The organism is Flavobacteriales bacterium, from assembly GCA_016699575.1.
Classification (GTDB): Bacteria; Bacteroidota; Bacteroidia; order Flavobacteriales_F; family PHOS-HE28; genus PHOS-HE28.
In genome coordinates this window covers 2,346,218-2,370,829 of the sequence record CP064979.1, presented here as the reverse complement: position 1 = coordinate 2,370,829, position 24,612 = coordinate 2,346,218, and the positions used below count along the sequence as shown (strand labels likewise).

19 protein-coding genes and 1 pseudogene are annotated in these 24,612 nt (G+C 59.5%); 9 read left to right on the top strand and 11 right to left on the bottom strand.

What is annotated here, in order from left to right:
- Positions 1-26: 26 nt before the first annotated feature.
- The 3 genes from IPJ76_09770 to IPJ76_09760 are packed head-to-tail and all read right to left on the bottom strand — an operon-like array spanning position 27 to position 3,194.
- On the bottom strand, positions 27-425 hold the full coding sequence (locus IPJ76_09770; GenBank protein QQR84909.1) for a hypothetical protein: 399 nt from the start codon (positions 423-425) through the stop codon (positions 27-29).
- Between the two features lie 14 nt (positions 426-439).
- On the bottom strand, positions 440-2,443 hold the full coding sequence (gene ispG, locus IPJ76_09765; protein QQR84908.1) for a (E)-4-hydroxy-3-methylbut-2-enyl-diphosphate synthase: 2,004 nt from the start codon (positions 2,441-2,443) through the stop codon (positions 440-442).
- A 22-nt stretch (positions 2,444-2,465) separates the two neighbouring features.
- Positions 2,466-3,194 (bottom strand): hypothetical protein, encoded by a 729-nt coding sequence (locus tag IPJ76_09760; GenBank protein QQR84907.1) that lies wholly within the window; start codon positions 3,192-3,194, stop codon positions 2,466-2,468.
- Between the two features lie 110 nt (positions 3,195-3,304).
- On the opposite strand from IPJ76_09760, the gene IPJ76_09755 reads away from it, so the two are divergent.
- The 6 genes from IPJ76_09755 (at position 3,305) to IPJ76_09730 (ending at position 11,176) form a co-directional block, all read left to right on the top strand.
- The gene (locus IPJ76_09755; GenBank protein QQR84906.1) at positions 3,305-4,297 is read left to right on the top strand and encodes a polyprenyl synthetase family protein; all 993 of its coding nucleotides are present in this window, start codon (positions 3,305-3,307) and stop codon (positions 4,295-4,297) included.
- 3 nt (positions 4,298-4,300) lie between these two features.
- Positions 4,301-4,720: a hypothetical protein gene (locus IPJ76_09750; protein QQR84905.1), complete on the top strand. Its 420-nt coding sequence runs from the start codon at positions 4,301-4,303 to the stop codon at positions 4,718-4,720.
- A 619-nt stretch (positions 4,721-5,339) separates the two neighbouring features.
- Positions 5,340-6,335, top strand: a complete 996-nt coding sequence (locus tag IPJ76_09745) for a ribonucleotide-diphosphate reductase subunit beta (protein QQR88436.1) — start codon at positions 5,340-5,342, stop codon at positions 6,333-6,335.
- Positions 6,336-6,437: 102 nt separating this feature from the next.
- Positions 6,438-6,908 carry a four helix bundle protein gene (locus IPJ76_09740; protein QQR84904.1) on the top strand — a complete coding sequence of 157 codons (471 nt, stop codon included), beginning with the start codon at positions 6,438-6,440 and terminating at the stop codon, positions 6,906-6,908.
- A 206-nt stretch (positions 6,909-7,114) separates the two neighbouring features.
- Complete coding sequence (locus IPJ76_09735; protein ID QQR84903.1) at positions 7,115-9,655, top strand: ribonucleoside-diphosphate reductase subunit alpha; 2,541 nt, start codon at positions 7,115-7,117, stop codon at positions 9,653-9,655.
- Between the two features lie 129 nt (positions 9,656-9,784).
- Positions 9,785-11,176 carry a hypothetical protein gene (locus tag IPJ76_09730; GenBank protein QQR84902.1) on the top strand — a complete coding sequence of 464 codons (1,392 nt, stop codon included), beginning with the start codon at positions 9,785-9,787 and terminating at the stop codon, positions 11,174-11,176.
- A gap of 732 nt (positions 11,177-11,908) precedes the next feature.
- Here the strand turns inward: IPJ76_09730 and IPJ76_09725 are convergent.
- Complete coding sequence (locus tag IPJ76_09725) at positions 11,909-13,225, bottom strand: IS4 family transposase (protein QQR84901.1); 1,317 nt, start codon at positions 13,223-13,225, stop codon at positions 11,909-11,911.
- Positions 13,226-13,999: 774 nt separating this feature from the next.
- A complete protein-coding gene (locus IPJ76_09720) occupies positions 14,000-14,422 on the bottom strand; it encodes a hypothetical protein (GenBank protein ID QQR84900.1) in 423 nt (140 codons plus the stop codon).
- Between the two features lie 99 nt (positions 14,423-14,521).
- Between IPJ76_09720 and IPJ76_09715 the strand changes: the two genes are divergently transcribed.
- Complete coding sequence (locus tag IPJ76_09715) at positions 14,522-15,838, top strand: IS4 family transposase (protein ID QQR84899.1); 1,317 nt, start codon at positions 14,522-14,524, stop codon at positions 15,836-15,838.
- Positions 15,839-16,011: 173 nt separating this feature from the next.
- The gene (locus IPJ76_09710) at positions 16,012-16,302 is read left to right on the top strand and encodes a hypothetical protein (GenBank protein ID QQR84898.1); all 291 of its coding nucleotides are present in this window, start codon (positions 16,012-16,014) and stop codon (positions 16,300-16,302) included.
- Positions 16,303-16,543: 241 nt separating this feature from the next.
- Here IPJ76_09710 and IPJ76_09705 read toward each other — a convergent pair whose 3' ends face one another.
- Together IPJ76_09705 and IPJ76_09700 are read right to left on the bottom strand one after the other, a co-directional pair.
- Positions 16,544-17,860: an IS4 family transposase gene (locus tag IPJ76_09705; protein ID QQR84897.1), complete on the bottom strand. Its 1,317-nt coding sequence runs from the start codon at positions 17,858-17,860 to the stop codon at positions 16,544-16,546.
- A gap of 210 nt (positions 17,861-18,070) precedes the next feature.
- Positions 18,071-18,847: a hypothetical protein gene (locus IPJ76_09700; GenBank protein ID QQR84896.1), complete on the bottom strand. Its 777-nt coding sequence runs from the start codon at positions 18,845-18,847 to the stop codon at positions 18,071-18,073.
- 1,097 nt (positions 18,848-19,944) lie between these two features.
- On the opposite strand from IPJ76_09700, the gene IPJ76_09695 reads away from it, so the two are divergent.
- Positions 19,945-20,403: a hypothetical protein gene (locus IPJ76_09695; GenBank protein QQR84895.1), complete on the top strand. Its 459-nt coding sequence runs from the start codon at positions 19,945-19,947 to the stop codon at positions 20,401-20,403.
- A 138-nt stretch (positions 20,404-20,541) separates the two neighbouring features.
- Here IPJ76_09695 and IPJ76_09690 read toward each other — a convergent pair.
- The 4 genes and pseudogenes from IPJ76_09690 to IPJ76_09675 all read right to left on the bottom strand — a co-directional run bounded on the left by IPJ76_09690 (position 20,542) and on the right by IPJ76_09675 (position 24,381).
- Positions 20,542-21,125 (bottom strand): annotated as a pseudogene (locus IPJ76_09690) (transposase).
- A gap of 122 nt (positions 21,126-21,247) precedes the next feature.
- Positions 21,248-22,804, bottom strand: a complete 1,557-nt coding sequence (locus tag IPJ76_09685; GenBank protein QQR84894.1) for a PQQ-like beta-propeller repeat protein — start codon at positions 22,802-22,804, stop codon at positions 21,248-21,250.
- A gap of 312 nt (positions 22,805-23,116) precedes the next feature.
- Positions 23,117-23,578 carry a hypothetical protein gene (locus IPJ76_09680; GenBank protein ID QQR84893.1) on the bottom strand — a complete coding sequence of 154 codons (462 nt, stop codon included), beginning with the start codon at positions 23,576-23,578 and terminating at the stop codon, positions 23,117-23,119.
- Positions 23,579-23,763: 185 nt separating this feature from the next.
- Complete coding sequence (locus IPJ76_09675) at positions 23,764-24,381, bottom strand: fibronectin type III domain-containing protein (GenBank protein ID QQR84892.1); 618 nt, start codon at positions 24,379-24,381, stop codon at positions 23,764-23,766.
- Between the last annotated feature and the right edge of the window lie 231 nt (positions 24,382-24,612).

Genomic DNA, 24,612 nt, shown 5'->3' with positions numbered 1-24,612 from the left:
TCAAAGCGCATACATCATCCTTCTCCCTATGGAACAGGCTTGGCTTGGAGGATATGCAGTATCCAAACAAGACCCGCGGCACACAACACGAGCACAAGGCCAATGAAGTAACCCCAGCTCCAACGATAGATCGCTTCGTGAAACCTCGAGAGTGTTCTGCGGTCCCGAAATGTCCATCCAACAGCACCTGCAATGATCGGAGCCACAATGACTTCGAACATTAACCCATGAACTGCACCTTCGGGCCACTCCCTGAAAAGCGAAGCCAGCAGGATCACGGCCAGCCCCCCGTAAAGGCAAAACAGCACGAACACCGTGGCGGCTAAGGCTTCAACCAGTCCTTCGCGCCGGAGGCGCCTCAGCACGCGGGCGTACAAGGCGATACCGATCGCGAGAACGGAAACAACGATCAACGTGGCTCGCATCCCATGGGCAGTGATCAAGTAACTGACCCGCCCTGCTCCACCTCCACCCAATCCCCTCCTTCTTTGATCAATGCGATCAATTCGTCCACCGCGCGTTCGCTGGGTACGTTGCGCTTCACCACGTTCTTTTCCTTGTATAGGGTGATAACGCCGGGACCGGTGCCCACATAACCGTAGTCGGCATCGGCCATCTCGCCGGGGCCGTTCACGATGCAGCCCATGATGCCGATCTTCACTCCTTTGAGGTGGCTGGTGCGCGCGCGGATCTTTGCCGTGGTCTCCTGCAGATCGAAGAGCGTGCGGCCGCAGCTGGGGCAACTGATGTACTCGGTCTTGCTGGTGCGGGTGCGCGTGGCTTGCAGGATACCGAACGCCGTGCGGCAAACCAGGTCCTCGCGGCCACCGTCCTCATCGGCGATGAAGACACCATCGCCCAGACCATCCAGCAGCAGCGGACCAATGTCGGTGCTGCTATGGAGCACAAGATCATCGGGGCCGAGACTGCCGTACGCGCGGCCGATGATCACGGGCACATCGCAACCAGCGTTCATCAACTCCACGAAGAGCCGACGCTGCTCGGCCATGCCGTGCGTGTTGTAGGTGTCGATGAGCAGCACGGCGGTCTTGTCGGTCTTCAACTTCTCCATGAAGCGCGCACCATCAGGACCAAGCAGATGGGGCAGGGTGGCATACACCAGGTTGAAGGACGGGTGCAGCTCCACCTCACCGAGGTAGTTCTTCATCTGCACGAAGGGATAGTGCCGCTCCTTCCCCTTGTTCGTAAGCCACACGGCATGATCCTGGACAATGCCCAACGTGCCTGGTATCTCGAAATCGATGGTGTTCTTCCCGATGAACACGTAGTCGCAAGCTTGATCGGTGATGTTCCACTTGTCGAGCGGCACGCTGTACCGATAGCCCCATGCGAAGAGAGTGGCGGGTGTGATCTTCTCCTTGTTGCTGAGGTCGGCCATCACAACGGGCACATGTCGCGCGCCGGTGTTGAGCACCTCGCGCGCGGTACGCCGAGAGTGAACGAAAGGATCGATGACCTCACCCCCAACCCCTCTCCCAAGGAGAGGGGAGCGCGGCATCTCAGGGATCGCCTCGTGCTTTGACCGGTCCGTATATCGATCCACCAGCGCGCGTGCCACCGGGATCTCCGCTTCGGGTTCTTCGGTCAGCGATACGCGCACGGTATCGCCCAGTCCATCTTCCAGCAACGCACCGATGCCCACCGCGCTCTTGATGCGGCCGTCCTCACCGTCGCCGGCTTCCGTAACCCCGAGGTGCAAGGGATAATCCCAGCCGAGCGCCATCATCTTGTGCACGAGCAAACGGTAGGCCTGCACCATCACCTGCGTGTTGCTGGCCTTCATGCTCAGCACGATGTCGTGGTAGTTCTCATCGCGGCACACGCGCAGGAACTCGAAGGCGCTCTCCACCATGCCGAGCGGTGTGTCGCCATAGCGGTTCAGGATGCGATCGCTGAGGCTGCCGTGATTGGTGCCGATACGCATGGCGGTGCCGTGCTCCTTGCAGATGCGCACCAGCGGGGTGAACCGCTCGCGGATCCGTTCCAGCTCCGCATCGTACTCCGCGTCGGTGTACTCGTGCACGTCGAACTTCTTCTTGTCGGCGTAGTTGCCGGGGTTCACGCGCACCTTCTCCACGATGCGCGCCGCGATCTCGGCGGCGTTCGGCGTGAAGTGGATGTCGGCAACCAACGGCGCGTTGAAGCCCTGGGTTCGCAACTGCTTCTTGATCTCGGCCAGGTTCTCCGCCTCCTTCTTGCTGGGCGCGGTGATGCGCACCAGTTCGCAGCCCGCTTCGATCATGCGGATGCTCTGCGCCACCGTGGCGGCCGTGTCCATGGTGTCGGTGGTGGTCATGCTCTGCACCCTGATGGGGTTGCCGCCGCCGATGCCGATGCCGCCCACCTTCACCTCGCGCGTGCGCCAACGCTCGTAGCGGGTGAGGGACGGACAGTAGGATGTGGGCGAGGCGGCCGTGAGCATGCCGCGAAAGTACCGGCGCGTTTCAGAACCCGAGCCCCACGCGGAAACCCAGGAACAGGGCCGGCACGATATCGTCCTGCTCCCTGTTCGTGTACAGGTACTGCAACGTGGTGGGGTTGAACTCTTCGTCCACGATGATCATGCGGCGGTCGCGCAGACCGATGCCCCCGTAGAAATCGAGCATCCAATTGCTGGTGGCGCTTAGCGACTGGTAGCCGAACATCAGCCGCAGGTCGTTGTAGGTCCGCGTGTCGCGCACCTTCTCGTCAGTGATCTGGCGCAGGCTGTCCTTCTTGGCAATGTCCTTCACGTAATCCAGGTGCGCGAACTCCAGTTCGATGTAAGAACCCTGCGGCTCCACATCGATGGTGAGGTAATACCGCGCAGCAACGTGATAGCTCACCTTGGGGATGATGGTGGTGCCTTCACCGAAATCGTCCACTTCGTCGGTACCCAGGTTGAAGTTGATGTAGTTGCGCCACGTCATGCCCACGCCCACCTGCGCGCTGAGGCGGCTGGTCAATGCCCGCTCGTAGTAGAGGGGGATCTCGCCGCGCATGAACATGAGCGGGTTCAGCTTGAGGGCGTTCTTCACGCAATCCACCGTGTCGAACTCGGCCGCCACACGCTCGCGGTAGAGGAGCACTTTGGTGCGCGGCTTGGGGTCCTGCGCCAAGGCCTGCAAGCCTGCCAGCACCAGCACCATCATCCACCACGCACGCAGGCGGCTTACGGCAAAGAAGATCGTCATCGCGGCCAATGTAGGATGCACCGGGCACCGGCCGAAGACGGTACACACCGGGGAACGGTTGCGTCCAGCCGTGCACCCCTTGACCATCTTTGCCCGCCCTCGCGCATCCCATGAGCACCACCACGCTTGCCGACGTGCAGCGGCCCATCGCGGCCGAGCTGGTGGAGTTCGAGCAGCGGTTCAGGGAAGCAATGCGCAGCAAGACGGCCTTGTTGGACCGCATCATGCACTACATCGTGAAACGCAAGGGCAAGCAGATGCGGCCCATGTTCACGTTGCTGAGCGCACGCCTGTTCGCACCCATCGGCGACAGTGCGTATGCGGCCGCCAGCCTCATCGAACTGCTGCACACCGCCACGCTCGTGCACGACGATGTGGTGGACGGCAGCCCCATGCGCCGCGGCTTCTTCAGCATCAATGCGCTGTGGAAGAACAAGGTGGCCGTGCTCGTGGGCGATTACCTTTTGAGCCGCGGCCTGCTGCTGGCCGTTGACAAGGGCGAGCACGAGCTGCTGCGCATCGTGAGCCGTGCCGTGCGCGAGATGAGCGAGGGCGAACTGCTGCAACTGGAAAAGGCGCGCGGTCTCAACTTCAGCGAGGACATCTACTTCGACATCATCCGCCAGAAGACGGCCAGCCTGATCGCTGCGTGCTGCGCGAGCGGGGCCAGCGCGGGCGGCGCCGATGCCGATGCCGTGGAACGCATGCGCCTCTTCGGCGAGCACACCGGCATCGCCTTCCAGATCAAGGACGACCTGTTCGATTACGGAAGTCCGGGCAGCGATGCCGCCACCATCGGCAAACCCACCGGGCTCGACATCAAGGAGAAGAAGCTGACGCTGCCGCTGATCCATGCGTTGCACAACGTGGACGCCAGTGAGCGCCGCTGGATGGTGAACACCGTGAAGAACGAGAGCGACGATGACCGCGCCGTGCAACGCCTCATAGCCAGGGTGACGGAAGCGGGCGGCATCGCGCACGCACAACGCCGCATGATCGAATACCGCGACAAGGCACTGGAGGTGCTGCGCTCCTTTCCGGAGAACGATGCGCGGCACTCGCTCGAGGGATTGGTGCACCTTACCGTGGAACGCAAACGCTGAACGATGCAACACGCGACCATCATCTTGTTCCTTGTCTGTGCGCTGCTCGCTGCTTGCGGAGGTGAACAACCTGCATCGCCCGTTGCACCTGCCGCACCACCAGCACAAGACACCATCGTTGTGCCGCCACCCGACACCACCAAGGTGCTCAACGGCTTCGAGCAGGTGCGCAGGAACGGCCGCGTGCTGATGGAGGGCGAGAAGGTGAACGGCAAACGCCACGGCGTGTGGACCAGCTACACCAGCGATGGGCGTGTGCGCAGCCGCAACACGTACACCAACGGATTGCTGCACGGCGAAACGGTGGTGTTCCGCGAGAGCGGCGTGCTCTACTACACGGGCACCTACGCCGACGACAAGCAGATCGGCGAGTGGAAGTTCTACGGCCCCGACGGCGAGCTGGAGAAGACTGTGAAGTTTTGAGGGTAGTAGGTCGGCTTGATCGCGCCGACCTCAGGATGTATTGGATGTTTCCTCAGGGCACGCAGGTTTCACACGGAGGCACCGAGGCACGGAGAACAAGCCAGCTGGCCTGGTTGTACACCACTCAGTGCCTCTGTGCCTCCGTGTGCGCTTCGCCTGTAGAGGTGGTTGACCGGACCATTGTCCGAAGCTCCAAGAAGCATGGTCCCGTGATGGATCTTGCGCCCCCTCGTCCACCCTCCCACCACCCTTCACTGAACGATCCGCAGGCCTCGACAAGTCGCGGGAGCGCGAAGGCGCGAACACGCATCGGCCCTGCTGGCGCAACGTTCAGGCGTTCTTAACCCGGTGTGAAAAAAAACCCCTTGCACGGATCGCGATCAGCGCCCTCCCCCGCCAGCACTGCGAATGCGGCGCGTGTTGAAAACAACGGGGCCGTGTTCGTTTTCTGCCGTCGGTGCCGATCCGCTGTCGATCCATTTTTGGCAGCCCAAGGTTGCCCCTGAAAGCCTCCTTGGGACCCAACACAAGACCCAACACATCACCTCGCGGGGAGGCCTTCACCCCGCAAGATCAACCGTCCCCGGAAACCACCCACACCATGAGCACACAACAAGAGATGAACCTCGTGGACACCACCGCACAGGACGAACCCATCCTGCGCGACAACAAGGACCGCTTCGTCCTCTTCCCCATCCAGCACGCCGACATCTGGGGCTTCTACAAGAAAGCCGAGGCCAGCTTCTGGACGGCAGAGGAGATCGACCTGAGCCCCGACATGGTGGATTGGGAAACGAAGCTCAACGACGACGAGCGCTACTTCATCAAGCACGTGCTGGCCTTCTTCGCCGCCAGCGACGGCATCGTGAACGAGAACCTCGCCATCAACTTCCTCAACGAAGTGCAGTACCCCGAAGCCCGCTGCTTCTACGGCTTCCAGGTGATGATCGAGAACATCCACAGCGAAACGTACTCGCTGCTCATCGACACCTACATCAAGGACCACAAGGAGAAGCACGGCCTCTTCCACGCCATCGACACCATGGACTGCGTGAAGAAGAAAGCCGACTGGGCCCTCAACTGGATCGACAAGGGCAGCTTCGCCGAGCGCCTCATCGCCTTCGCCGCCGTGGAAGGCATCTTCTTCAGCGGCAGCTTCTGCAGCATCTTCTGGCTGAAGAAGCGCGGCCTGATGCCCGGACTGAGCTTCAGCAACCAGCTCATAAGCCGCGACGAAGGCCTGCACTGCGACTTCGCCTGCCTGCTCTACAACAAGCACCTGAAGAACAAGCTGCCCAAGAAGACCGTGCAGAAGATCATCACCGATGCGGTGGAGATCGAGAAGGAGTTCGTCACCGACTCGCTGCCCGTGAACCTCATCGGCATGAACGCCAAGCTGATGCAGCAGTACATCGAGTTCGTGGCCGACCGCCTGCTGATGGAGCTCGGTTGCGACAAGGTGTACAACGCCCTCAATCCGTTCGACTTCATGGAAATGATCTCGCTCCAGGGCAAGACCAACTTCTTCGAAGCGCGCGTGGCCGAATACCAGAAAGCCGGCGTGATGAACAAGACCAAGGAGGAGAACAACTTCACGCTGGATGCTGATTTTTAAGGGCGTTGTTGGTTGATGGTTGTTGGTTGTTCGGCTGCCGATAGCAAGCACGCGACACCTGCCCACCAACCAACAACCACCCACGAACAACCATCACCCACCATGGCCACCGTCCAAACCTTCCGCGACCTACGCGCCTGGCAGCAATGCCGGGAAGTGCGGCAGCGTGTGCGGCAGTTGGTGAAGACCTGGCCACAGGAGGAGATGGACCGGTTGGCCGATCAGATCATCCGTTCGAGCCGGGCGGCAACCGCCATGCTTGCCGAAGGCTATGGACGTTTCTACGAGAAGGAGAACCTGCGGTACTGCCGGATGTGCCGGGGCGAGCTGTACGAAACACAGGACCACCTCATCACCGCCTTCGATGAGGGCTTCATTACGGAGGCACAGTGCAATGAGAGCATTGAACTCGTGCAGCAAGCCATCCGAACGCTCAACGGGTACATGCGCTATCTGAAGTCCATGAGCGATGGACCGAGCGAAAGCGGTGTCTCAGAGCCAGGTGCCTTGTATGGAGACCTTGCTGCACCCTCCATTGTGGAGGAAATGACACGACCTGACATGGAACGTTGATCCAGCCCCCGACCAACCAACAACCAACAACAACCCTTCAACCAACATCCCCCGGTTGAAGAACCACTGAAGGAGATCGATCCAACCCCCACCGAACTCGACCACCTTTCCCGTCCGGCACAGCCGAACAACCATCAACTACCAACCAACAACCTCTTCCAACAGCGGGAGCTAGCGGGGAGGCCAAACAACGAAGAGCACAAAGCATGTACGTCATCAAGCGCGACGGCCGCCGGGAGGCGGTGAAATTCGACAAGATCACCGCCCGGATCAAGAAGCTCTGCTACGGGCTGGACCCCATGGTGGATGCCACCGCAGTGACCCTCAAGGTCATCGACGGCATCTTCGATGGCGTGACCACCACCGAGCTGGACAACCTCGCGGCGGAGGTCGCGGCCACGCTCACCGTGAAGCACCCGGACTATGCCCAGCTCGCCAGCCGCCTGGCCGTGAGCAACCTGCACAAGAACACCAAGAAGTCCTTCAGCGAGTGCATGAAGGACCTCTACAACTACACCGACCCGAAGACCGGTGCCAAGGCCAGCCTCATCGCCGAGGATGTGCACAAGATCATCCAGGACAACGCCGAGGCCCTCGATAGCGCCATCATCTACGACCGCGACTTCACCTACGACTTCTTCGGCTTCAAGACCCTGGAGCGCAGCTACCTGCTGCGCCTGCACGGCGAGGTGGCCGAGCGCCCGCAGCACATGCTGATGCGCGTGGCCGTGGGCATCCACAAGAACGACCTGGAGGCCGCCATCGCCACCTACAACGACCTGAGCGAAGGCTGGTACACCCACGCCACCCCCACCCTCTTCAACGCCGGCACCCCCAAGCCGCAGATGAGCAGCTGCTTCCTCCTGCAACTGAAGGACGACAGCATCACCGGCATCTACGACACCCTGAAGCAGTGCGCGCAGATCAGCCAGAGCGCTGGCGGCATCGGCCTCAGCGTGCATAACCTGCGCGCCAAAGGCAGCTACATCAAAGGCACCAACGGCACCAGCAACGGCATTGTGCCCATGCTGCGTGTCTTCAACGACACCGCCCGCTACGTGGACCAGGGCGGCGGCAAGCGCAAAGGCAGCTTCGCCATCTACCTGGAGCCTTGGCACGCCGACATCGACGACTTCCTGGAGCTGCGCAAGAACCACGGCAAGGAGGAGATGCGCGCCCGCGATCTCTTCTACGCCATGTGGATCCCCGATCTCTTCATGAAGCGCGTGGAGCAGAACGCCGAGTGGACCCTGATGTGCCCCAACGAGTGCCCGGGACTTTCCGATACCTGGGGCGAGAAGTTCGAGGCGCTGTACGAGCGCTACGAGGCCGAAGGCAAGGGCCGCAAGACGGTGAAGGCGCAGGACCTCTGGTTCCACATCCTGGAAAGCCAGATCGAGACCGGCACCCCCTACATCCTCTTCAAGGACGCCGCCAACCGCAAGAGCAACCAGCAGAACCTGGGCACCATCAAGAGCAGCAACCTCTGCACGGAGATCATCGAGTACACCAGCCCCGACGAGGTGGCCGTGTGCAACCTCGGCTCCATTGCCCTGCCCAAGTTCGTTGACCGTGGCAAGTTCGACCACCAGCGCCTCTTCGAGGTAACGATGCAGTTGACCAAGAACCTCAACCGCATCATCGACCAGAACTACTACCCCATCCCCGAGGCGCGCCGCAGCAACATGCGCCACCGCCCCATCGGCATCGGGGTGCAAGGGTTGGCCGACGCCTTCATCCTCATGCGCTATCCGTTCGACAGCGTGGAGGCCAAGGTGCTCAACCGCGAGATCTTCGAGACCATCTACTACGCGGCCCTTACCGCCAGCAAGGACCTCGCGATCGCCGAGGGCGCCTACGAGACCTACGAGGGCAGCCCCCTGAGCCAGGGCATCCTGCAGCCCGACATGTGGGGCGTGAAACCGAGCGACCGCTGGGAATGGGACGTGCTGCGCGAGGAAGTGAAGAAACACGGCGCGCGCAACAGCCTGCTGCTGGCGCCCATGCCCACGGCCAGCACCGCGCAGATCCTCGGCAACAACGAGTGTTTCGAACCCTACACCAGCAACATCTACACGCGCCGCGTGCTCAGCGGCGAATTCGTGGTGGTGAACAAGTTCCTGCTGCGCGACCTGGTGAAGCTGGGCCTGTGGGGCGATGACATGAAGAACAAGATCATCGCCGCCAACGGCAGCGTGGCCCACATCCCGGAGATCCCCCAGAACCTGAAGGAGCTCTACAAGACGGCATGGGAGATCAGCCAGAAGGTGATCATCGACATGGCGGCCGACCGCGGCGCGTACATCTGCCAGAGCCAGAGCCTCAACATCTTCATGGAGAACGTGAACTTCGCGAAGCTCACCAGCATGCACTTCTACAGCTGGAAGGCCGGCCTGAAAACAGGCATGTACTACCTGCGCACGAAGGCCGCTACGGACGCCATCAAGTTCACGGTGGACAAGGCCGCGCTGACGCAACCCGCCGCCGAAGGCGCACCGAGCGTAGCGAAGGTGGAAGCGAAGGTGCCGGTGGGCACCACCGTGGAATACGCCGGCGAAGCCGTGCGCAGCACCACCGTGGCCGAGCCCGTGATGAGCGCGCCCGTGGTGACCAGCAACACCGTGGAGAAGCTGAGCGCCGAGCGCCTGAGCGCCATGACCGCCGCCGAACGCAAAGCCGCCCAAGCCCAAGCCGAAATTGCCTGCAGCCTGGACAACCCCGATGCGTGCGAGATGTGCAGTGGGTAGAACGCGCCGAACACCAATGACAACAGGAGAGGCGCTCGGACGGGCGCCTTTCTTCTTCTCTGACGACGATGAACTTTAACTGAGTAGCCTCCAATTCAAAACACAACCGCAACTCACGCCAAGCCCATCATGGAACGCCAGACTATCACAAGCGCAGAGTTCAAGGAGCGGCTGCTTTTGACCGATGAAATGGTTAGGTCCAAAAAGGTCCGGTATGAGAACAGCGCAATCTTGATTGAGCATCTCACGGTTGAGGGCGAAGTTAAAATCGATGCCCTCAAGCTCGCTGGTCGCAGTGTCATAATCACCGATGTTCATTTCAGCGGTTCCTGCCGCTGCAACCATGCGGAAATGGAACGTGTCCACTTCATCGCATGTCAGTTCAAGCTTCTGGGCTTTATCGGCAGCCACGCCCCAGCCACAGTACAGGACTGCACGATCGAGACTCTCGTACTCGAAAGTTCGCGCGCAAAGACTGAACTGCTTGTCCAGTGTAAGGCAAACCACATCAAGGTCTACAACACAAACCTCAATGCGGAGATGTCCACGGCACTCCGACCTCTCACAAGCCTTTCACTGAAGGAATGTGACCTCCATGGGGTCACTCTGAGATCACATGGTGAAGACAGAAGTCACACCCTCCGAGAGCTTGATATCAATGATTGCTCAATCTCTGGCGATCTCAAGCTATTCGACCTCAAGGTCGATTGGTTACGGATCCGAGATATGTTCTTCAACCAGAGCTTCCTCTTCTTAGAACACTGCACGATTTCCCACCTTCACATCGAAGACCTCGATGTCCGAGAAGCAGAAGTGACCTTCAAATCTGTGGCAATAGCACCGAGCAAAGACGGTGCTTTGACAGATGACTCAAGGGTTGACAAGTCAGCTTCAATCAAGTTTGCCGGACTCAGAACTCAAGAACTCGTATGGTCGCTATGTGACTGGTCTCGTACGAAGATGTACGTGGCAGATAACTTCATACAGAAAGTCGCCACGAAAGGGTCTACCACACCGCGCCATATCCTGCCACTGCACGGCAACTGGAAAGAGGTCGTTGACTTATATGGCCTCCTGGAAGCCCAAGCGCGCTCACAGGGCCATACGGCCGATGCGATTACAAATCGATCAGGAGGCCTGAAAGCCTATCGCACATACCTGCAGAAACCCAAGCGTGACCGTATGGATCGCTTCACTCTATGGCTCTCCGAACAAATCAGCGACTATGGCTCCAACTGGTTCAGGGCGCTCGCTGTTCTCACCTTGTCAGGTCTGACAATCTTTTTGTCAATCGTGCTACCGTTCGACGACCGCGTCGTCCTCGGCGTAGACTCCACGACGGGCGAGGTGCTACTTCAATACGCAGGATACTTTTTCGACTTCCTCTCTCCTATTCACGCCCAGAACTTCATGGACATGGACCTCAGCGGCTGGCCAAAGGTGATTGACGCGTTATCGCGCGTTTGGCTAGGCTTCGTTATCTACCATGTGATTCGGTCAACACGAAAATTCGTCAACTAGAAGCCACAAGGCCCCTGCTTTACTTTCACCGCACCTTGGCCACAGCCCACTTCTTCAACATCTACCTGCGGCTAATGCTCATAACGGCATGTCTTGCTAGCATGTCCCATGCTGTCTATTGTCAAGACTCATTCATACTGCACGGTAGCACTCGAATTCCATCAACTCCTGAATGGGCGTTCCAAGACGCTGGCCAATTCAAGGAAGAGGTGCATGTTTCCATCGGCAACACCGGGACTGGAGGAGTCCTCATGCTCCGCATGCGCACAACGCAACACGATTTCATAGGTGGAACGGTGATTGTTGTTCTCCAGGACGGCTCGAGCATTAAATGTGTTGACCGAGGTCGGCGTGATCAAGTGAATGGTGAATCTAGGGCCCTCTACACCCTAACCAAAGCTGAGTTAGAAACGCTCAGTTCCATTCGCATTGCCTTCATCCGGTTTAATGTGAAAAGCGAAATCAACGGTATGCCGGAGAGTGCGTGCAGCGCAGCGAACCGTAACCCTTGGGGGGTGCGCGGAAGTGCCGTGGCCCCGGACACTGACTATGACACGGAAGTAGAGGTCGCGAAACTGCTTGCCTCCAGGTAGCACGTGCTCGACTGCCCCGCACACGCTCCCGCGCACGCCCCAGCACGCACTCGCGTAGTGCGCGCTCCCCCCGCACACGCTCGCCTTACGCCGCCGCTCCCCCGCACACGCTCGGCCAATGTCATTAAGTTAAGGGTTCTCACAGGGCCGGTTTGGAGTTGGTGAGATAGACGGGCTTGTCGCGTGTGCGGTACTTGTCGCGATCGCGTGGGAAAGTGCGGCCTGGGCGGATGGGCACGGTGGTGGAGAGGAACAGCTCGGACAGGTCGCGCATGGTCTGCTCATCGTCCTCTTGGGCCATGATGCGCATCACCTCCTGCTTCATGTAGCCGAAGGACACGTTGTTGTTGATCTTGTAGGAGAGCTTGCGCGCGGGGTGCTCGGCGGGCAACTGGTCCTGCGCCTCGTCGAGGAGCAGGGCGTGCAGGTTGCACATGAAAAGCGCTGCATGGAAATCCTGCTGGATGACCACATCGGTGTGTCCGGTGAAGTGCTCCACACGGGCGATGTTCTTGATGGTGTTGTAGAAGCGCTCCACGCCCCAGCGCTTGCGGTACAGGTCTTTGAAGGCGGCCGTGGGGTAGCGCTGTTCATCGGTCAGTGAGGTGAGCAGCACTTCCAGTTCACCGTTGTCCAGCAGCACCTTCACCATGCGCACGTCCAAGCGCAGGTGCTTGCCAGGCCCCCAAGTGATGGGCGTGTTGTGCCCCGGGGCCATTTGCAGGGTGTTTGATGTGGCCGTTGAGCGCACGAAGGCCAGCACGTTCTTGTTGAAGCTGTGCTTGCAGCGCATGACGAAGTCAGTTCCACGTTCTTGCAGCGCCAGCATCAAGGGGAAGCCGGGATAGCCCCGGTCGTAGATCACAAGGTCGCCCTCTTGGCACATGTGCAAATGCTGCAAGGCCAGTTCGCGTTCGCCCACCGCACAGGGTGCCAGCGTGCCATGAAGCACCATGTTGTTGAGCACATCGTAGAGCACCGAGCAACGCGCCTGCACCGTGCGGTTGCCATGCTGGTTGCTTGTGCCGCCGTAGCGCTCCTTGAGCTCTTGGGTATGCGGCAGGTTGATGATGGACCCGTCCGTGGCCAGCAACCGAAAGCCTTCCCAGCGCTTCACGCGCTCGTCGTTGTCGGTGTAGAACTCCTGGTTCATCACCCGCATGAGTTCCTTGAACACGCCGGGCTCCACCTTCCTGCGGCTCTGGTTGAAGGCACTGCCCGTCACGTTGCGCACCCCGTCGGCGAAGGCGCGCACGAAGCCCGTGAGTTCCAGCTGCAGGCTGCGCCGCGAGAGGCTCAGCATGAAGAGCACCACCTTCTTGAAGGGCATCTTGCGCTCGCGTGTGAAGTCTCTGGGCGAGCGCCTGAAGTTCTCCCGCAATGCGTCACTGGCCAAACATCTTCTCACTGCTGAGAGGATCCCACGGTTGGTCTTGTGCTTCGCTCTTGGTGCCATGGGCCAAAGAGCCGCCCCGCCGATCACCGTTGATCCCTCAACACCGCGACTTGTCAACCGCGTTGATCACAGCACAAGGCACGCCTTAACTTAATGACATTGCACGCTCGGCTGTGCGCGGGCAGACGCTCGGGGCTGCAGCCGACTTAATTTGTGTCGTGGACCCATCGCGCTTGCGGAACATTGCGCTCGCCTTTGAAGAGGAGGACCGTGCCGTGGCTGGCCGTGTTATGGAACTGATCGACCGTTCCGTGAACAACGTCGCGCTGCTGGGGCGCCCGAGATTCCCGATCGCCGATCCAATGCTCCTGTTCTTTCTTTCCTTGGAGGAACACTATGATGCCGCTTTGATCCTCATTGGCGAGGGCCAAAACGGGAGATCATGGATTCTGCCAGAACTCGCGCATCAGTTGACTGCAGTTCCTCTCCGGCGTGTTGCGCCAGTGCTGATAGGTGATGTTGAGCTTCCGAAGAACTGGCCTCAACGGGCAGTGTACTTTAGGTCAAAGACGATATGCTCGGATGCTCTGACAGTCTTCTTTTCCTCCTAGAAGCCTACGCACGCGCTCGCCTGTGGCGAGTGCGTCTCGGTCTAGGGCCTGTGGCCCGCCTCGACCGGTCAGCAGCATAGCTCTGTGACGTGCGGAACGCCTTGGACTGATGGCCGCTCGCCACAGGCAAAAAGCAGCTCCCGCACACGCTCGGCTGTGCGCGGGCAACCCCTGCACACGCTGGGCTGTGCGCGGACAAGCGTCGTTCTTCCTTTTTACCATCTCATTCAGCGTTTGGCCGCTCATCGGCGATGAACACGGTATCGCCAATAGACTTGTCATATGCGAGCGCAATGCTGCACCACTCCAACGAACCCATGATCGCCACGTCATCGAGCCGATCAAGATTGTCGCATGCATATGCATCACGCGAGTCAAAATGCCACTTAATATGCATGAGGGTGTAACAAGTGAACAATCCGAAACGGGCGACTACAGACTGGCTGATATGGGCGCTTCCCATCTGCAAGCGCCTTAACTCTCCAATCACTTGATTGAAGAGCCCAACATCAAAGTACCCTTCCTTCAAACGCCGTAGAAAGGAGCCTTCTTCGAACCCAACGTTCTGGTTCAACAACTCTTCAATCGGATACTGCTCTTCGGCCATACCCAAACCTAGCCCTTTCCCCTGGACACGCTTGGCCAATGTCATTAAGTTAAGGCGTGCCTTGTGCTGTGATCAACGCGGTTGACAAGTCGCGGTGTTGAGGGATCAACGGTGATCGGCGGGGCGGCTCTTTGGCCCATGGCACCAAGAGCGAAGCACAAGACCAACCGTGGGATCCTCTCAGCAGTGAGAAGATGTTTGGCCAGTGACGCATTGCGGGAGAACTTCAGGCGCTCGCCCAGAGACTTCACACGCGAGCGCAAGATGCCCTTCAAGAAGGTGGTGCTCTTCATGCTGAGCCTCTCGCGGCGCAGCCTGCGGCTGGAACTCACGGGCTTCGTGCGCGCCTTCGCCGACGGGGTGCGCAACGTGACGGGCAGTGCCTTCAACCAGAGCCGCAGGAAGGTGGAGCCCGGCGTGTTCAAGGAACTCATGCGGGTGATGAACCAGGAGTTCTACACCGACAACGACGAGCGCGTGAAGCGCTGGGAAGGCTTTCGGTTGCTGGCCACGGACGGGTCCATCATCAACCTGCCGCATACCCAAGAGCTCAAGGAGCGCTACGGCGGCACAAGCAACCAGCATGGCAACCGCACGGTGCAGGCGCGTTGCTCGGTGCTCTACGATGTGCTCAACAACATGGTGCTTCATGGCACGCTGGCACCCTGTGCGGTGGGCGAACGCGAACTGGCCTTGCAGCATTTGCACATGTGCCAAGAGGGCGACCTTGTGATCTACGACCGGGGCTATCCCGGCTTCCCCTTGATGCTGGCGCTGCAAGAACGTGGAACTGACTTCGTCATGCGCTGCAAGCACAGCTTCAACAAGAACGTGCTGGCCTTCGTGCGCTCAACGGCCACATCAAACACCCTGCAAATGGCCCCGGGGCACAACACGCCCATCACTTGGGGGCCTGGCAAGCACCTGCGCTTGGACGTGCGCATGGTGAAGGTGCTGCTGGACAACGGTGAACTGGAAGTGCTGCTCACCTCACTGACCGATGAACAGCGCTACCCCACGGCCGCCTTCAAAGACCTGTACCGCAAGCGCTGGGGCGTGGAGCGCTTCTACAACACCATCAAGAACATCGCCCGTGTGGAGCACTTCACCGGACACACCGATGTGGTCATCCAGCAGGATTTCCATGCAGCGCTTTTCATGTGCAACCTGCACGCCCTGCTCCTCGACGAGGCGCAGGACCAGTTGCCCGCCGAGCACCCCGCGCGCAAGCTCTCCTACAAGATCAACAACAACGTGTCCTTCGGCTACATGAAGCAGGAGGTGATGCGCATCATGGCCCAAGAGGACGATGAGCAGACCATGCGCGACCTGTCCGAGCTGTTCCTCTCCACCACCGTGCCCATCCGCCCAGGCCGCACTTTCCCACGCGATCGCGACAAGTACCGCACACGCGACAAGCCCGTCTATCTCACCAACTCCAAACCGGCCCTGTGAGAACCCTTAACTTAATGACATTGCACGCTTGGCTGCGCGGGCAGGCCTCCGCACACGCTCGGCTGTGCGCAGGCAGGCGCTCGGGTTTTTCCCGAGTGCCCGCATAACCAGGGCCTCTTGGCCCGTCGGGAGAAGTCACAAGCTGCATCCCATCGTGCACTAACTTCACAACCATGAGGGTCCTACTGACTGTGCTTGCGGTGTGCGCCTCTGCGGTGGTGGCGGCGCAAACCGACACGGCCGTGCCCAGTCCTGTGGTCACCCTCAGCAGGCCTGAAGTACCACCCAGGTTCCCGTGTGGTGATCGAGCCCTTAAGGAGTTCATCGAAACCAACCTGGTCCATCCGCAAGACTGCGTTATGGGCAAAGTCTGGGTGGAGTTCACCGTGGAAACGGACGGCAATCTGAATGACATCAAGATCGTCCGCGGCATGAACGCGAAACTCGACGCGGAGGCACTATGACTGGTCCGTTCCTTTCCGGCTTGGATACCAGGCTCGGCGTTGGGCACGCCAACAAGAATGGTGGTGCGGCAAGCGATCCCCTTCGGGGAGCATTAGCTACTCGCCGCACGCGCCCGGCTTACGCAGCGGCTCCCCCGCACACGCTCGGCTTACGCCGCCGCTCGCCTGTGGCGATCGGCTCTAGGTCTAGGGCCTGTGGCCCCCCGCACACGCTCGGCCAATGTCATTAAGTTAAGGGTTCTCACAGGGCCGGTTTGGAGTTGGTGAGATAGATGGGCTTGTCGCGTGTGCGGTACTTGTCGCGATCGCGTGGGAAAGTGCGGCCTGGGCGGATGGGCACGGTGGTGGAGAGGAACAGCTCGGACAGGTCGCGCATGGTCTGCTCATCGTCCTCTTGGGCCATGATGCGCATCACCTCCTGCTTCATGTAGCCGAAGGACACGTTGTTGTTGATCTTGTAGGAGAGCTTGCGCGCGGGGTGCTCGGCGGGCAACTGGTCCTGCGCCTCGTCGAGGAGCAGGGCGTGCAGGTTGCACATGAAAAGCGCTGCATGGAAATCCTGCTGGATGACCACATCGGTGTGTCCGGTGAAGTGCTCCACACGGGCGATGTTCTTGATGGTGTTGTAGAAGCGCTCCACGCCCCAGCGCTTGGCGTACAACTCTTTGAAGACGGCCGTCGCATAGCGCTGTTCATCGGTCAAGGATGTGAGCAGCACTTCCAGTTCGCCATTGTCCAGCAACACCTTCACCATGCGTACGTTGATGCGATCATTGCTCTGCGGACCGCGACCGTGCTGGGTGTTCTTGCCAGCGCCCATGGGCACGGTGTGCGAGTGCAGGCCACCGGCCACGAAGTCGATCACCTGCTGGTTGAACTTGTGGGTGCAACGGATCAGGAAATGCGCTCCGCGCTCCAGCACCGCCGACATGAGCGCATAGCTGGGATAGCCGCGGTCGTAGATCATCAGGTCGCCCTCTTGGCACATGTGCAAGTGCTGCAAGGCCAGTTCACGTTCGCCCACCGCCCAGGGCGATAGCGTGCCATGGAGCACCATGTTGTTGAGCACATCGTAGAGCACCGAGCAACGCGCCTGCACCGTGCGGTTGCCGTGCTGGTTGCTCGCGCCGCCGTAGTGCTCGCCCAGTTCCTTGGTATGCGGCAGGTTGATGATGGACCCGTCGGTGGCCAGGAGCCGAAAGCCTTGCCAGCGCTTCACACGCTCGTCGTTGTCGGTGTAGAACTCTTGGTTCATCACTCGCATGAGTTCCTTGAACACCCCGGGCTCCACCTTCCTTCTGCTCTGGTTGAAGGCACTGCCCGATACGTTGCGCACCCCGTCGGCGAAGGCGCGCACGAAGCCCGTGAGTTCCAGCTGCGGGCTGCGCCGCGAGAGGCTCAGCATGAAGAGCACCACCTTCTTGAAGGGCATCTTGCGTTGGCGTGTGAAGTCTTTGGGCGAGCGCCTGAAGGTCTCCCTCAATGCGTCGCTGGCCAAACATCTTCTCACTGTTACGAGGATCCCACGGTTGGTCTTGCGCTTCGCTCTTGGTGCCATGGGCCAAAGAGCCTCCCCGCCGATCACCGTTGATCCCTCGACACCGCGACTTTTCAACCGCGTTGATCACAGCACAAGGCACTCCTTAACTTAATGACATTGCACGCTCGGCTGTGCGCAGGCAGGCGCCCCCGCACACGCTCGGCTGTGCGCGGGCAGGCGCTCGGCCTTTTACCGAGTGCCTACACAACTAGGGCCTCTTGGCCCGTCTCACTTATCGTAGGAGAGATAGAAGTTCGACGGCCTACCATAGGTGAAGACTTTGTACGGCTCACCGTACCGCTCACCACACTCTTCGGGATAGGCGTACTCCATGAACTTGCCGGGACCGTAGTTCGTGATCTCCTTGACCCAGAAGTCACCTATCAACATCCGCCGCTCTTCACCAACGTCCTCTGTATAGCCATACGCGACGATGTTCTTGAACACAAACGGGGATGTGGACGCGCTGAATGACATGCTTCTTCGCTTCTGCTTCTTGCCATCCACGATTTCATCGCAGATAAGATAGCGGGCAGTCACCAAGCTCATCCCATCGAAGTTCTTCGAGGTCCCTGCCGGGACGCACACCATGCGCATCTGATGTGACGTCACAGAATTCGTAGTGGTAGTCGTTTGCGACCTGCTGTACACTGAACTTACGGCGTAGCTCCGTCCAGCTATGCTCGTAAGCCCCCAACCTGATGTGCGGCGCATGACATCCGAGCTGCTGCGAGTGAACTCCTGATCGGAGTAGTAGGTAGCCGCCATGCCGTTGAGCACCAAGTGCGTGCGGCCGAGATCAATGAAGATGTCTTTGTTCGACTTGTTACGAACCATGAAAGAACTGGTCCCTTTGTCTGCCCATAGGTATTGGTCCACCGCGATAACGTCGTCCTCGAAATGCAACGGTGCATTCTCCGCGGGAGGGCCGCTTGGCGTATCTGTAACGTAGAGTTGGTAGTGCGTGACCGGAGAACAAGCGGCAAAGACGACAAGGCCGATCAACGGCAGTGTTGAACGAAGCGAACTCATGGTGGTGGGGATTGTCCACCAACATAGTTGAAAGCGCACGTTCTTTGAGACTGGCCATCTTCTGTGGATAGTTCCCTTGAAACGCGCTTTGAAAGCGTCGCGACAAGTCAAGCTAGTCGCCCATGCTTTAGTCAGCCTTGAGCCCTCATCGTGGGTTTCCAGCGTTCTTAACCCAGTGTGAAAAAAAAGCCCTTGCGCGAATCGTGACTAGCGCCCTCTCCCGTCAGCACTGAGAAAGCGAGGCGTGTTGAAAACAACGGAAATGTGCTGGTAACTCCGCCATCCGCATCGGACCAAGATGTGGTTCCTTTACACGGCAAAGGAGCCGCTGTACACGACTCCTTCGCGTTCCTGAGCGCTACGTGTGATTGCGGGGCAATCCAGCTCTTCTGACTAAGGTCGCAGAGCAAGCCAGCCCTTCCGAAAGCACGTGGCGTTCGCCTTTGTGGCACCAATGTAGCTGGCTCTTGCCCCTGTTCATTTATCAGGGCCATCCTAAAGCTCAGCCCCAGCCTGTTAGTCCTTTTTTCTCGGCGTCAGAATCCAAGACTATTGGGCATTCCAGCGGCTAACATCCGTTGGTAAATTTTTGCCATTTGTTCCTTTCTCTCCTCGTGGCTACCATCCCCCACCTGCACGCCCATACGCTCGACTGCCCTGCACCAGCTCGGCTGTGCGCGGGCAGGCGCTCGGCTTTTTGCCGAGTGCCCGCACCCCTAGGGCCTCCTGGCCCGCTCGGACAAGTCTGAAGCGCTTGAGCAATACAGACAAGTCTCCTTGCGCGGACCACCCCTGCACGTTCCGTGCTTCCCTCTTAGCTTGCTCATCTGATGAAGGTCGGAGTCGGCATAGTGTCCTGTGCATCGGTCATCGCGGTGCTTTCCGCATCGTGCACACACAAGCCGACGCCGCAACACGAACGCGCTGCTAGGCCGTGGGCCGCAAACAGGACATTGACGTGGCAAGGTGATACCATGACATGTGACTACTATGGCGACACTTCTTCTGCCGCCGGTGGCTTGAAATATGGCGCCTATGGCCGGTTTGGGACCTCGTTCTTCGGCGAGCCGTTGAACCCAGCGGCGGGCGAAACGCCTGATGCACTTTACCTGCGGTTGCAAGCCGCACGGGACGAATTCTACAGCAATTGTCGGGAATGCGGCGACCGCGAAACCTACGAGGCCATCCAGCAGAACCTCGACATCATCCGGATCCATGCCCATCTGCGCTTGGGACAAGCGGACAGTGCCTTGGCCCATTGGGACCTCGCCTATCCTGGATGGAAATACGCTTCACGCTGTACAGACCTGTACCTCGCTGCGCTGCGCCTCAAGTACGGGACAGATACCACCCTTGCAGCGCTCCTGAACATTCCCGACCTCGGGCAACGCGACTCCATTGCCTTGTATGGCAGGTGGCTGCGTTGGGCCCCGATGCGCGAGCTCGAGTACATGACATACGGCGATACGATCGCTTGGGAACGGTACGTGCGTGCCACGTTGGCGCGTATTGAGGCCGAAGGAGTGTAGCTACCGCACCCGCTCGCGTAGTGCGCACAGCCCCCCCTGCACACGCTCGCCTTACGCCGCCGCTCGCCTGTGGCGAGTGGCCTTCGGTCTAGGGCCTGTGGCCCGCCCAAACACAACCAAAGACCGGCCAGGCAGCCCTCACACGAACCCACCGCCCTCCTGCTTCTGTAGATACCCGTTCAGCTGAATGAACCCGTCCGGGTGTGCGCTGCTAAGCAGGTAATGGTGCGGCTCCGTGACGATGCCAGCTTCCACAGGGTTCTGATGGATGTACCCGATCTTCTGCTCGGTGGCTTCCCTGCTCCACAGTTCGATGGGGTGGCTGTCCTTCTTCCAGAAGACAAACTCCTTGTGCTGCGCCTTGCCGAATGCCCAACGGTGAAGCAATTCCAATAACCACTCACGACGGCTCTCGCCCTGGTTCTCGCGGATGAGCGCGACCATCCGCTTGGCGGTCCAGCTCTTGAACTCCCGGAGCCATGCACTGAGCAGTCCGCCTTCGCGACGTACGATCATCCCGCAGAGCGGGACAGGTAGTGCACGTGAGAAGGCATGATCGCGTACGCATACACCTCCAGTCCTTTGTGCTGCTGGCAGTACTCCACTTTACGCACGAATTCCTGCACGAGTTCCTTGCGCGTGAAGGCATCGATCCATCCCTCGACGGTGAGCGTTATGAAGTAAGCCGCGCCTTCCACATTGGCCTTGCGAGTCTCGCTCATTGCGCCAAACTAAACGGGAGCCGTGAAGCTGACGGGCGGAACGCCCTAGACCAAGAGCCACTCGCCGAAAGCGAGCGGCAGCCCGCGCCGCAACACCCGAGGTAGTGAAGGGAAAGCGCGGGTCAACGTTGCAAGATGATCTTCTCCGACCAGCGCAAATCACCGTCCTTGCTTCGTGCTAACACCAACAACAAACCAGAGGGAATGACGCTTGGCAGTAGCACCTGATGCTCGCGAGCATCCACTGCCATACCGATCAGTTCCTTGCCCAACCCATCCAAGACCATCAACACATCTCCTGGGTTCAGCCCGGTAAGCAAAAGTGACCCTGATGTGGGATTCGGAAACGCCCGATGGGCCGTGACCTCCTCCATCTCCACTAGGCCAACACTGGTAGAGCAAAGCGTATCCGTCAAGGTGGCGCAAGGAAGACCTGTAGGCACCCAGCTGAATCCACTGACGTGGGGCAGGCTGTCACCAACGGCACCCAAGACCAAATTCGGAGACAATTCGGTCCATGGAGCTACATGTGAACCGCACAGCCCACCCATGCCAACACTATCCACCACGGCCAATAGCAGGTTTACAGGGCCAGGGCCGACATCGATCACCGATTTGCCAACGGCTATGGACCCGTCAGTCAATACTTCAGTTCTCCCTTCCAAAGACTCCGAGCCTTGGGTAAAAGCCGTGCGCCAAAGAATGCCACCGTTCTGATCGAGTTGCACGACGCTGATGGTGTAATAGCCCCCAACCCCGCCATCGTTGCTAGTGACCAAAAATCCCTGCTGGTTCTCTTCAACGTCGAACAACCGGGCCGCATAAGCCGCAAACCGTTTCGTCCAGAGGGTATCTCCGTTGGCATCGGTGCGCACGACAATGGGCCAAGTATCCGAGTAACATCCACCGCCCACAGCAACGTAGCCCCCGGTCGAACTTTCGATCACGCGATACAACACATCGCATATACCCGATAGTCCGTAGGTCCTTGACCATTCGATGACCCCGGCCGAATCAAGCTTCATAAGCAGGCCATCGCTCTCAGGCTCGGTATCAAGGGCGGACCCTGAAAGTACCAGTCCGCCGTCGCTTGTGCAGGACAAGGAATACACATTCTCGTTGTAGCCCGTTCCATACCCCTTGCTCCATGCGGCAGTACCATCCGAATTGAGTTTCTGGAGGTGAATGTCCTGGTTGGCCCCCAACGTTGGTCCGGCAAGAAAGACCGTGCTATCAAGATTCCTGTATGCGATCGCCCGGTACGCCTTGATCGCGTTCGAGGCCCTGCCCCAGACCAAATTGCCAAGGCCATCAACTTTAAAGGCGAAGCCGAAGTTGTTGTTGTTATCGGTTCCGGCAACGATCACCCCTTCATCTGTTGTTGCAGCAAGATCCCATATGATACCGTTGAGACCGACATCAAAGTGCCTGGACCAAATATGTTGTCCTGAACGGTCGCATTTGACCAAGTATGCATCCGCATTGTTACCAGTGGTCAGGAAGCTTAGCGTATAGCCACCTTGGAAAATGGAACCATCGCTTGCTTCCGCAATGCTGTACCCACGTTGATCCGCCAGTCCTCCAAAGGCTTTCTGGAAGTAGTTCTGTGCATTCACATCCACCAATGCAACGCAAAGGGAGAACAACGAATAGCTGGCTCGGGCGCTTGCACTCATCATGGCGTAAGAATCGTTGCGAGCAATATAGCTTGCGCACGCTCGGCTGTGCGCGGGCAGGCCCCGCACAACTAGGGCCTGTGGCCCGCCGGGACAAGTCTCCGCACAAGCTCGGCTGTGCGCGGGCAGGCGCTCGGGTTTTTCCCGAGTGCCCGCACATCCAGGGCCTCGTGGCCCGTCGAGACGAGTCGCATGCTGCACCAGCAAGACGGGGCAGATCCCATAAGCAACAGCGCACTCGGAAAAGCCGAGCGCAAGCATCAGCCGTTCCTGCACACGGTGGTCAGTGCTGATGCTTACCGCGCACGTGTGCCTTCACTCCAGAAAGTCGATGCCACGTTCCCGCATGTAATCCTCCACGCGCTTCTGCCTGAACAGGAACGGCTGGCCGTTCTCGATCAGTATGCCAACCCCGTGATCGGTCCCGGGATCGATGCGCACCATCGTCACTGCACTGTCGGCGAGTATATTTTCCATCAGCTCGACGAACGGGTAGTACGAGACGTCGGGAGCTGTGATGCGCTCGGGTATGAACTGGACGGAGGTGTACACGTGGAACTCGACCCCGTTCGCGTGCTTGAACATGCTGCCGTAGAAGGGCAGCCCATCGGGATCGTCCTCGTTCTGCAACAAGGGCACCACCACCTTGGCGGCGAAGAGCGCCTTGGCCAACGGGTACCTGTCCTCATCGTCGGTAATGAGGTTGAAGCGGAGCATCACCTTCCTCAGCTCCACGTTCGCCTTCTCCGCCTGCATGTCTTGATCGAATTGATCCATGGGATCCGAGGGTGTCTGCATTGGCTGAGCGGGATGCGCACAAGGGAAAGGTAGTTCGTCTTGCCCGCACCCGCACACGCTCCAACCACGCCGCACGCCTGTGCCGAATGGCCCCAGGCACAATGTCCCCAACGCAAAGAGCCCCCCGACAAGTCGGGGGGCTCTTCAGCTTCAGGTAGTACTGCTTACGCGGCCACGGCTTGCACCACGGCGCTCACGAGGCCGGGGCCGTTAACGCCCACTGCGGTAACACGCAGGGAGTAGAGCTGGTGGCTGTCGAGGCCGGTGAGGATGTTGCGGGTGCGGGTGGTGAAGGGCAGCGCTTCCCACTCCATCTGGCCTTGTGCGTTCATGGTGCCGCGCTCCATGGTGTAGCCGTGCGCGCCGTGCACCCCGCGCCAGCGGAACTCCACCTCGCCGGCGCCTTTGCCGGTTTCGGCCGTTACGTACTGGGGCACGCCGACTTTCTCGATGGGTTCGCGCTGTTTGGCCAGCTCGAAGCCGCTGCTCTCCAGCATGGCTTTGTCGCCGTTGCAAACGCTGCGCACGTAGTCGGCCTGCACGCGCAGCATATCGCGGGTTTCCATCACAAGGTTGTCGCGCAGGATACGGCTCTGGCGGTCGCCGTTGGTGGCTGCGGTAATGGCGGCTTCCAATGCGTCGGCCTGCAAGATCATGTCCGCCACACTGATCTTGGGCGTGGGGAAGTTGGCGTTCCCCGTGAGGTTGGCGATCACCGTGCGCAGCAGTGCCAGCAGCGCTGTGGGGATCAGTTTGAAGAGAGAGAGTTTGATGTTGTTCATGACTCCGTTTTTGTTTTATCGGACCGCGGAATTGCGTTCCGGGGTGCTGGAACGCGGGCACCCGGAAAAGGACAATGGAAATTGTCGGGGGAACAATCAAAATGGTCGGACTGAGCACAAACCGCTTGAACAGTGCGGCCGTCATGAAGTGGCACCGAGGCCGCGATGAGGCTCGGGTGAGCCCGCACTGGAGCGGTACTATGGGCGCGATGAGGCTTCAGTGAGGCCGTA

Excerpts from the sequence above, each read along its gene's own strand:
- IPJ76_09770 (QQR84909.1), bottom strand. The coding sequence starts at position 425 with ATGCGAGCCACGTTGATCGTTGTTTCCGTTCTCGCGATCGGTATCGCC.
- ispG (QQR84908.1), bottom strand. The coding sequence starts at position 2,443 with ATGCTCACGGCCGCCTCGCCCACATCCTACTGTCCGTCCCTCACCCGC.
- IPJ76_09760 (QQR84907.1), bottom strand. The coding sequence starts at position 3,194 with ATGACGATCTTCTTTGCCGTAAGCCGCCTGCGTGCGTGGTGGATGATG.
- IPJ76_09755 (QQR84906.1), top strand. The coding sequence starts at position 3,305 with ATGAGCACCACCACGCTTGCCGACGTGCAGCGGCCCATCGCGGCCGAG.
- IPJ76_09750 (QQR84905.1), top strand. The coding sequence starts at position 4,301 with ATGCAACACGCGACCATCATCTTGTTCCTTGTCTGTGCGCTGCTCGCT.
- IPJ76_09745 (QQR88436.1), top strand. The coding sequence starts at position 5,340 with ATGAACCTCGTGGACACCACCGCACAGGACGAACCCATCCTGCGCGAC.
- IPJ76_09740 (QQR84904.1), top strand. The coding sequence starts at position 6,438 with ATGGCCACCGTCCAAACCTTCCGCGACCTACGCGCCTGGCAGCAATGC.
- IPJ76_09735 (QQR84903.1), top strand. The coding sequence starts at position 7,115 with ATGTACGTCATCAAGCGCGACGGCCGCCGGGAGGCGGTGAAATTCGAC.
- IPJ76_09730 (QQR84902.1), top strand. The coding sequence starts at position 9,785 with ATGGAACGCCAGACTATCACAAGCGCAGAGTTCAAGGAGCGGCTGCTT.
- IPJ76_09725 (QQR84901.1), bottom strand. The coding sequence starts at position 13,225 with ATGGCACCAAGAGCGAAGCACAAGACCAACCGTGGGATCCTCTCAGCA.
- IPJ76_09715 (QQR84899.1), top strand. The coding sequence starts at position 14,522 with ATGGCACCAAGAGCGAAGCACAAGACCAACCGTGGGATCCTCTCAGCA.
- IPJ76_09710 (QQR84898.1), top strand. The coding sequence starts at position 16,012 with ATGAGGGTCCTACTGACTGTGCTTGCGGTGTGCGCCTCTGCGGTGGTG.
- IPJ76_09705 (QQR84897.1), bottom strand. The coding sequence starts at position 17,860 with ATGGCACCAAGAGCGAAGCGCAAGACCAACCGTGGGATCCTCGTAACA.
- IPJ76_09685 (QQR84894.1), bottom strand. The coding sequence starts at position 22,804 with ATGATGAGTGCAAGCGCCCGAGCCAGCTATTCGTTGTTCTCCCTTTGC.
- IPJ76_09680 (QQR84893.1), bottom strand. The coding sequence starts at position 23,578 with ATGGATCAATTCGATCAAGACATGCAGGCGGAGAAGGCGAACGTGGAG.
- IPJ76_09675 (QQR84892.1), bottom strand. The coding sequence starts at position 24,381 with ATGAACAACATCAAACTCTCTCTCTTCAAACTGATCCCCACAGCGCTG.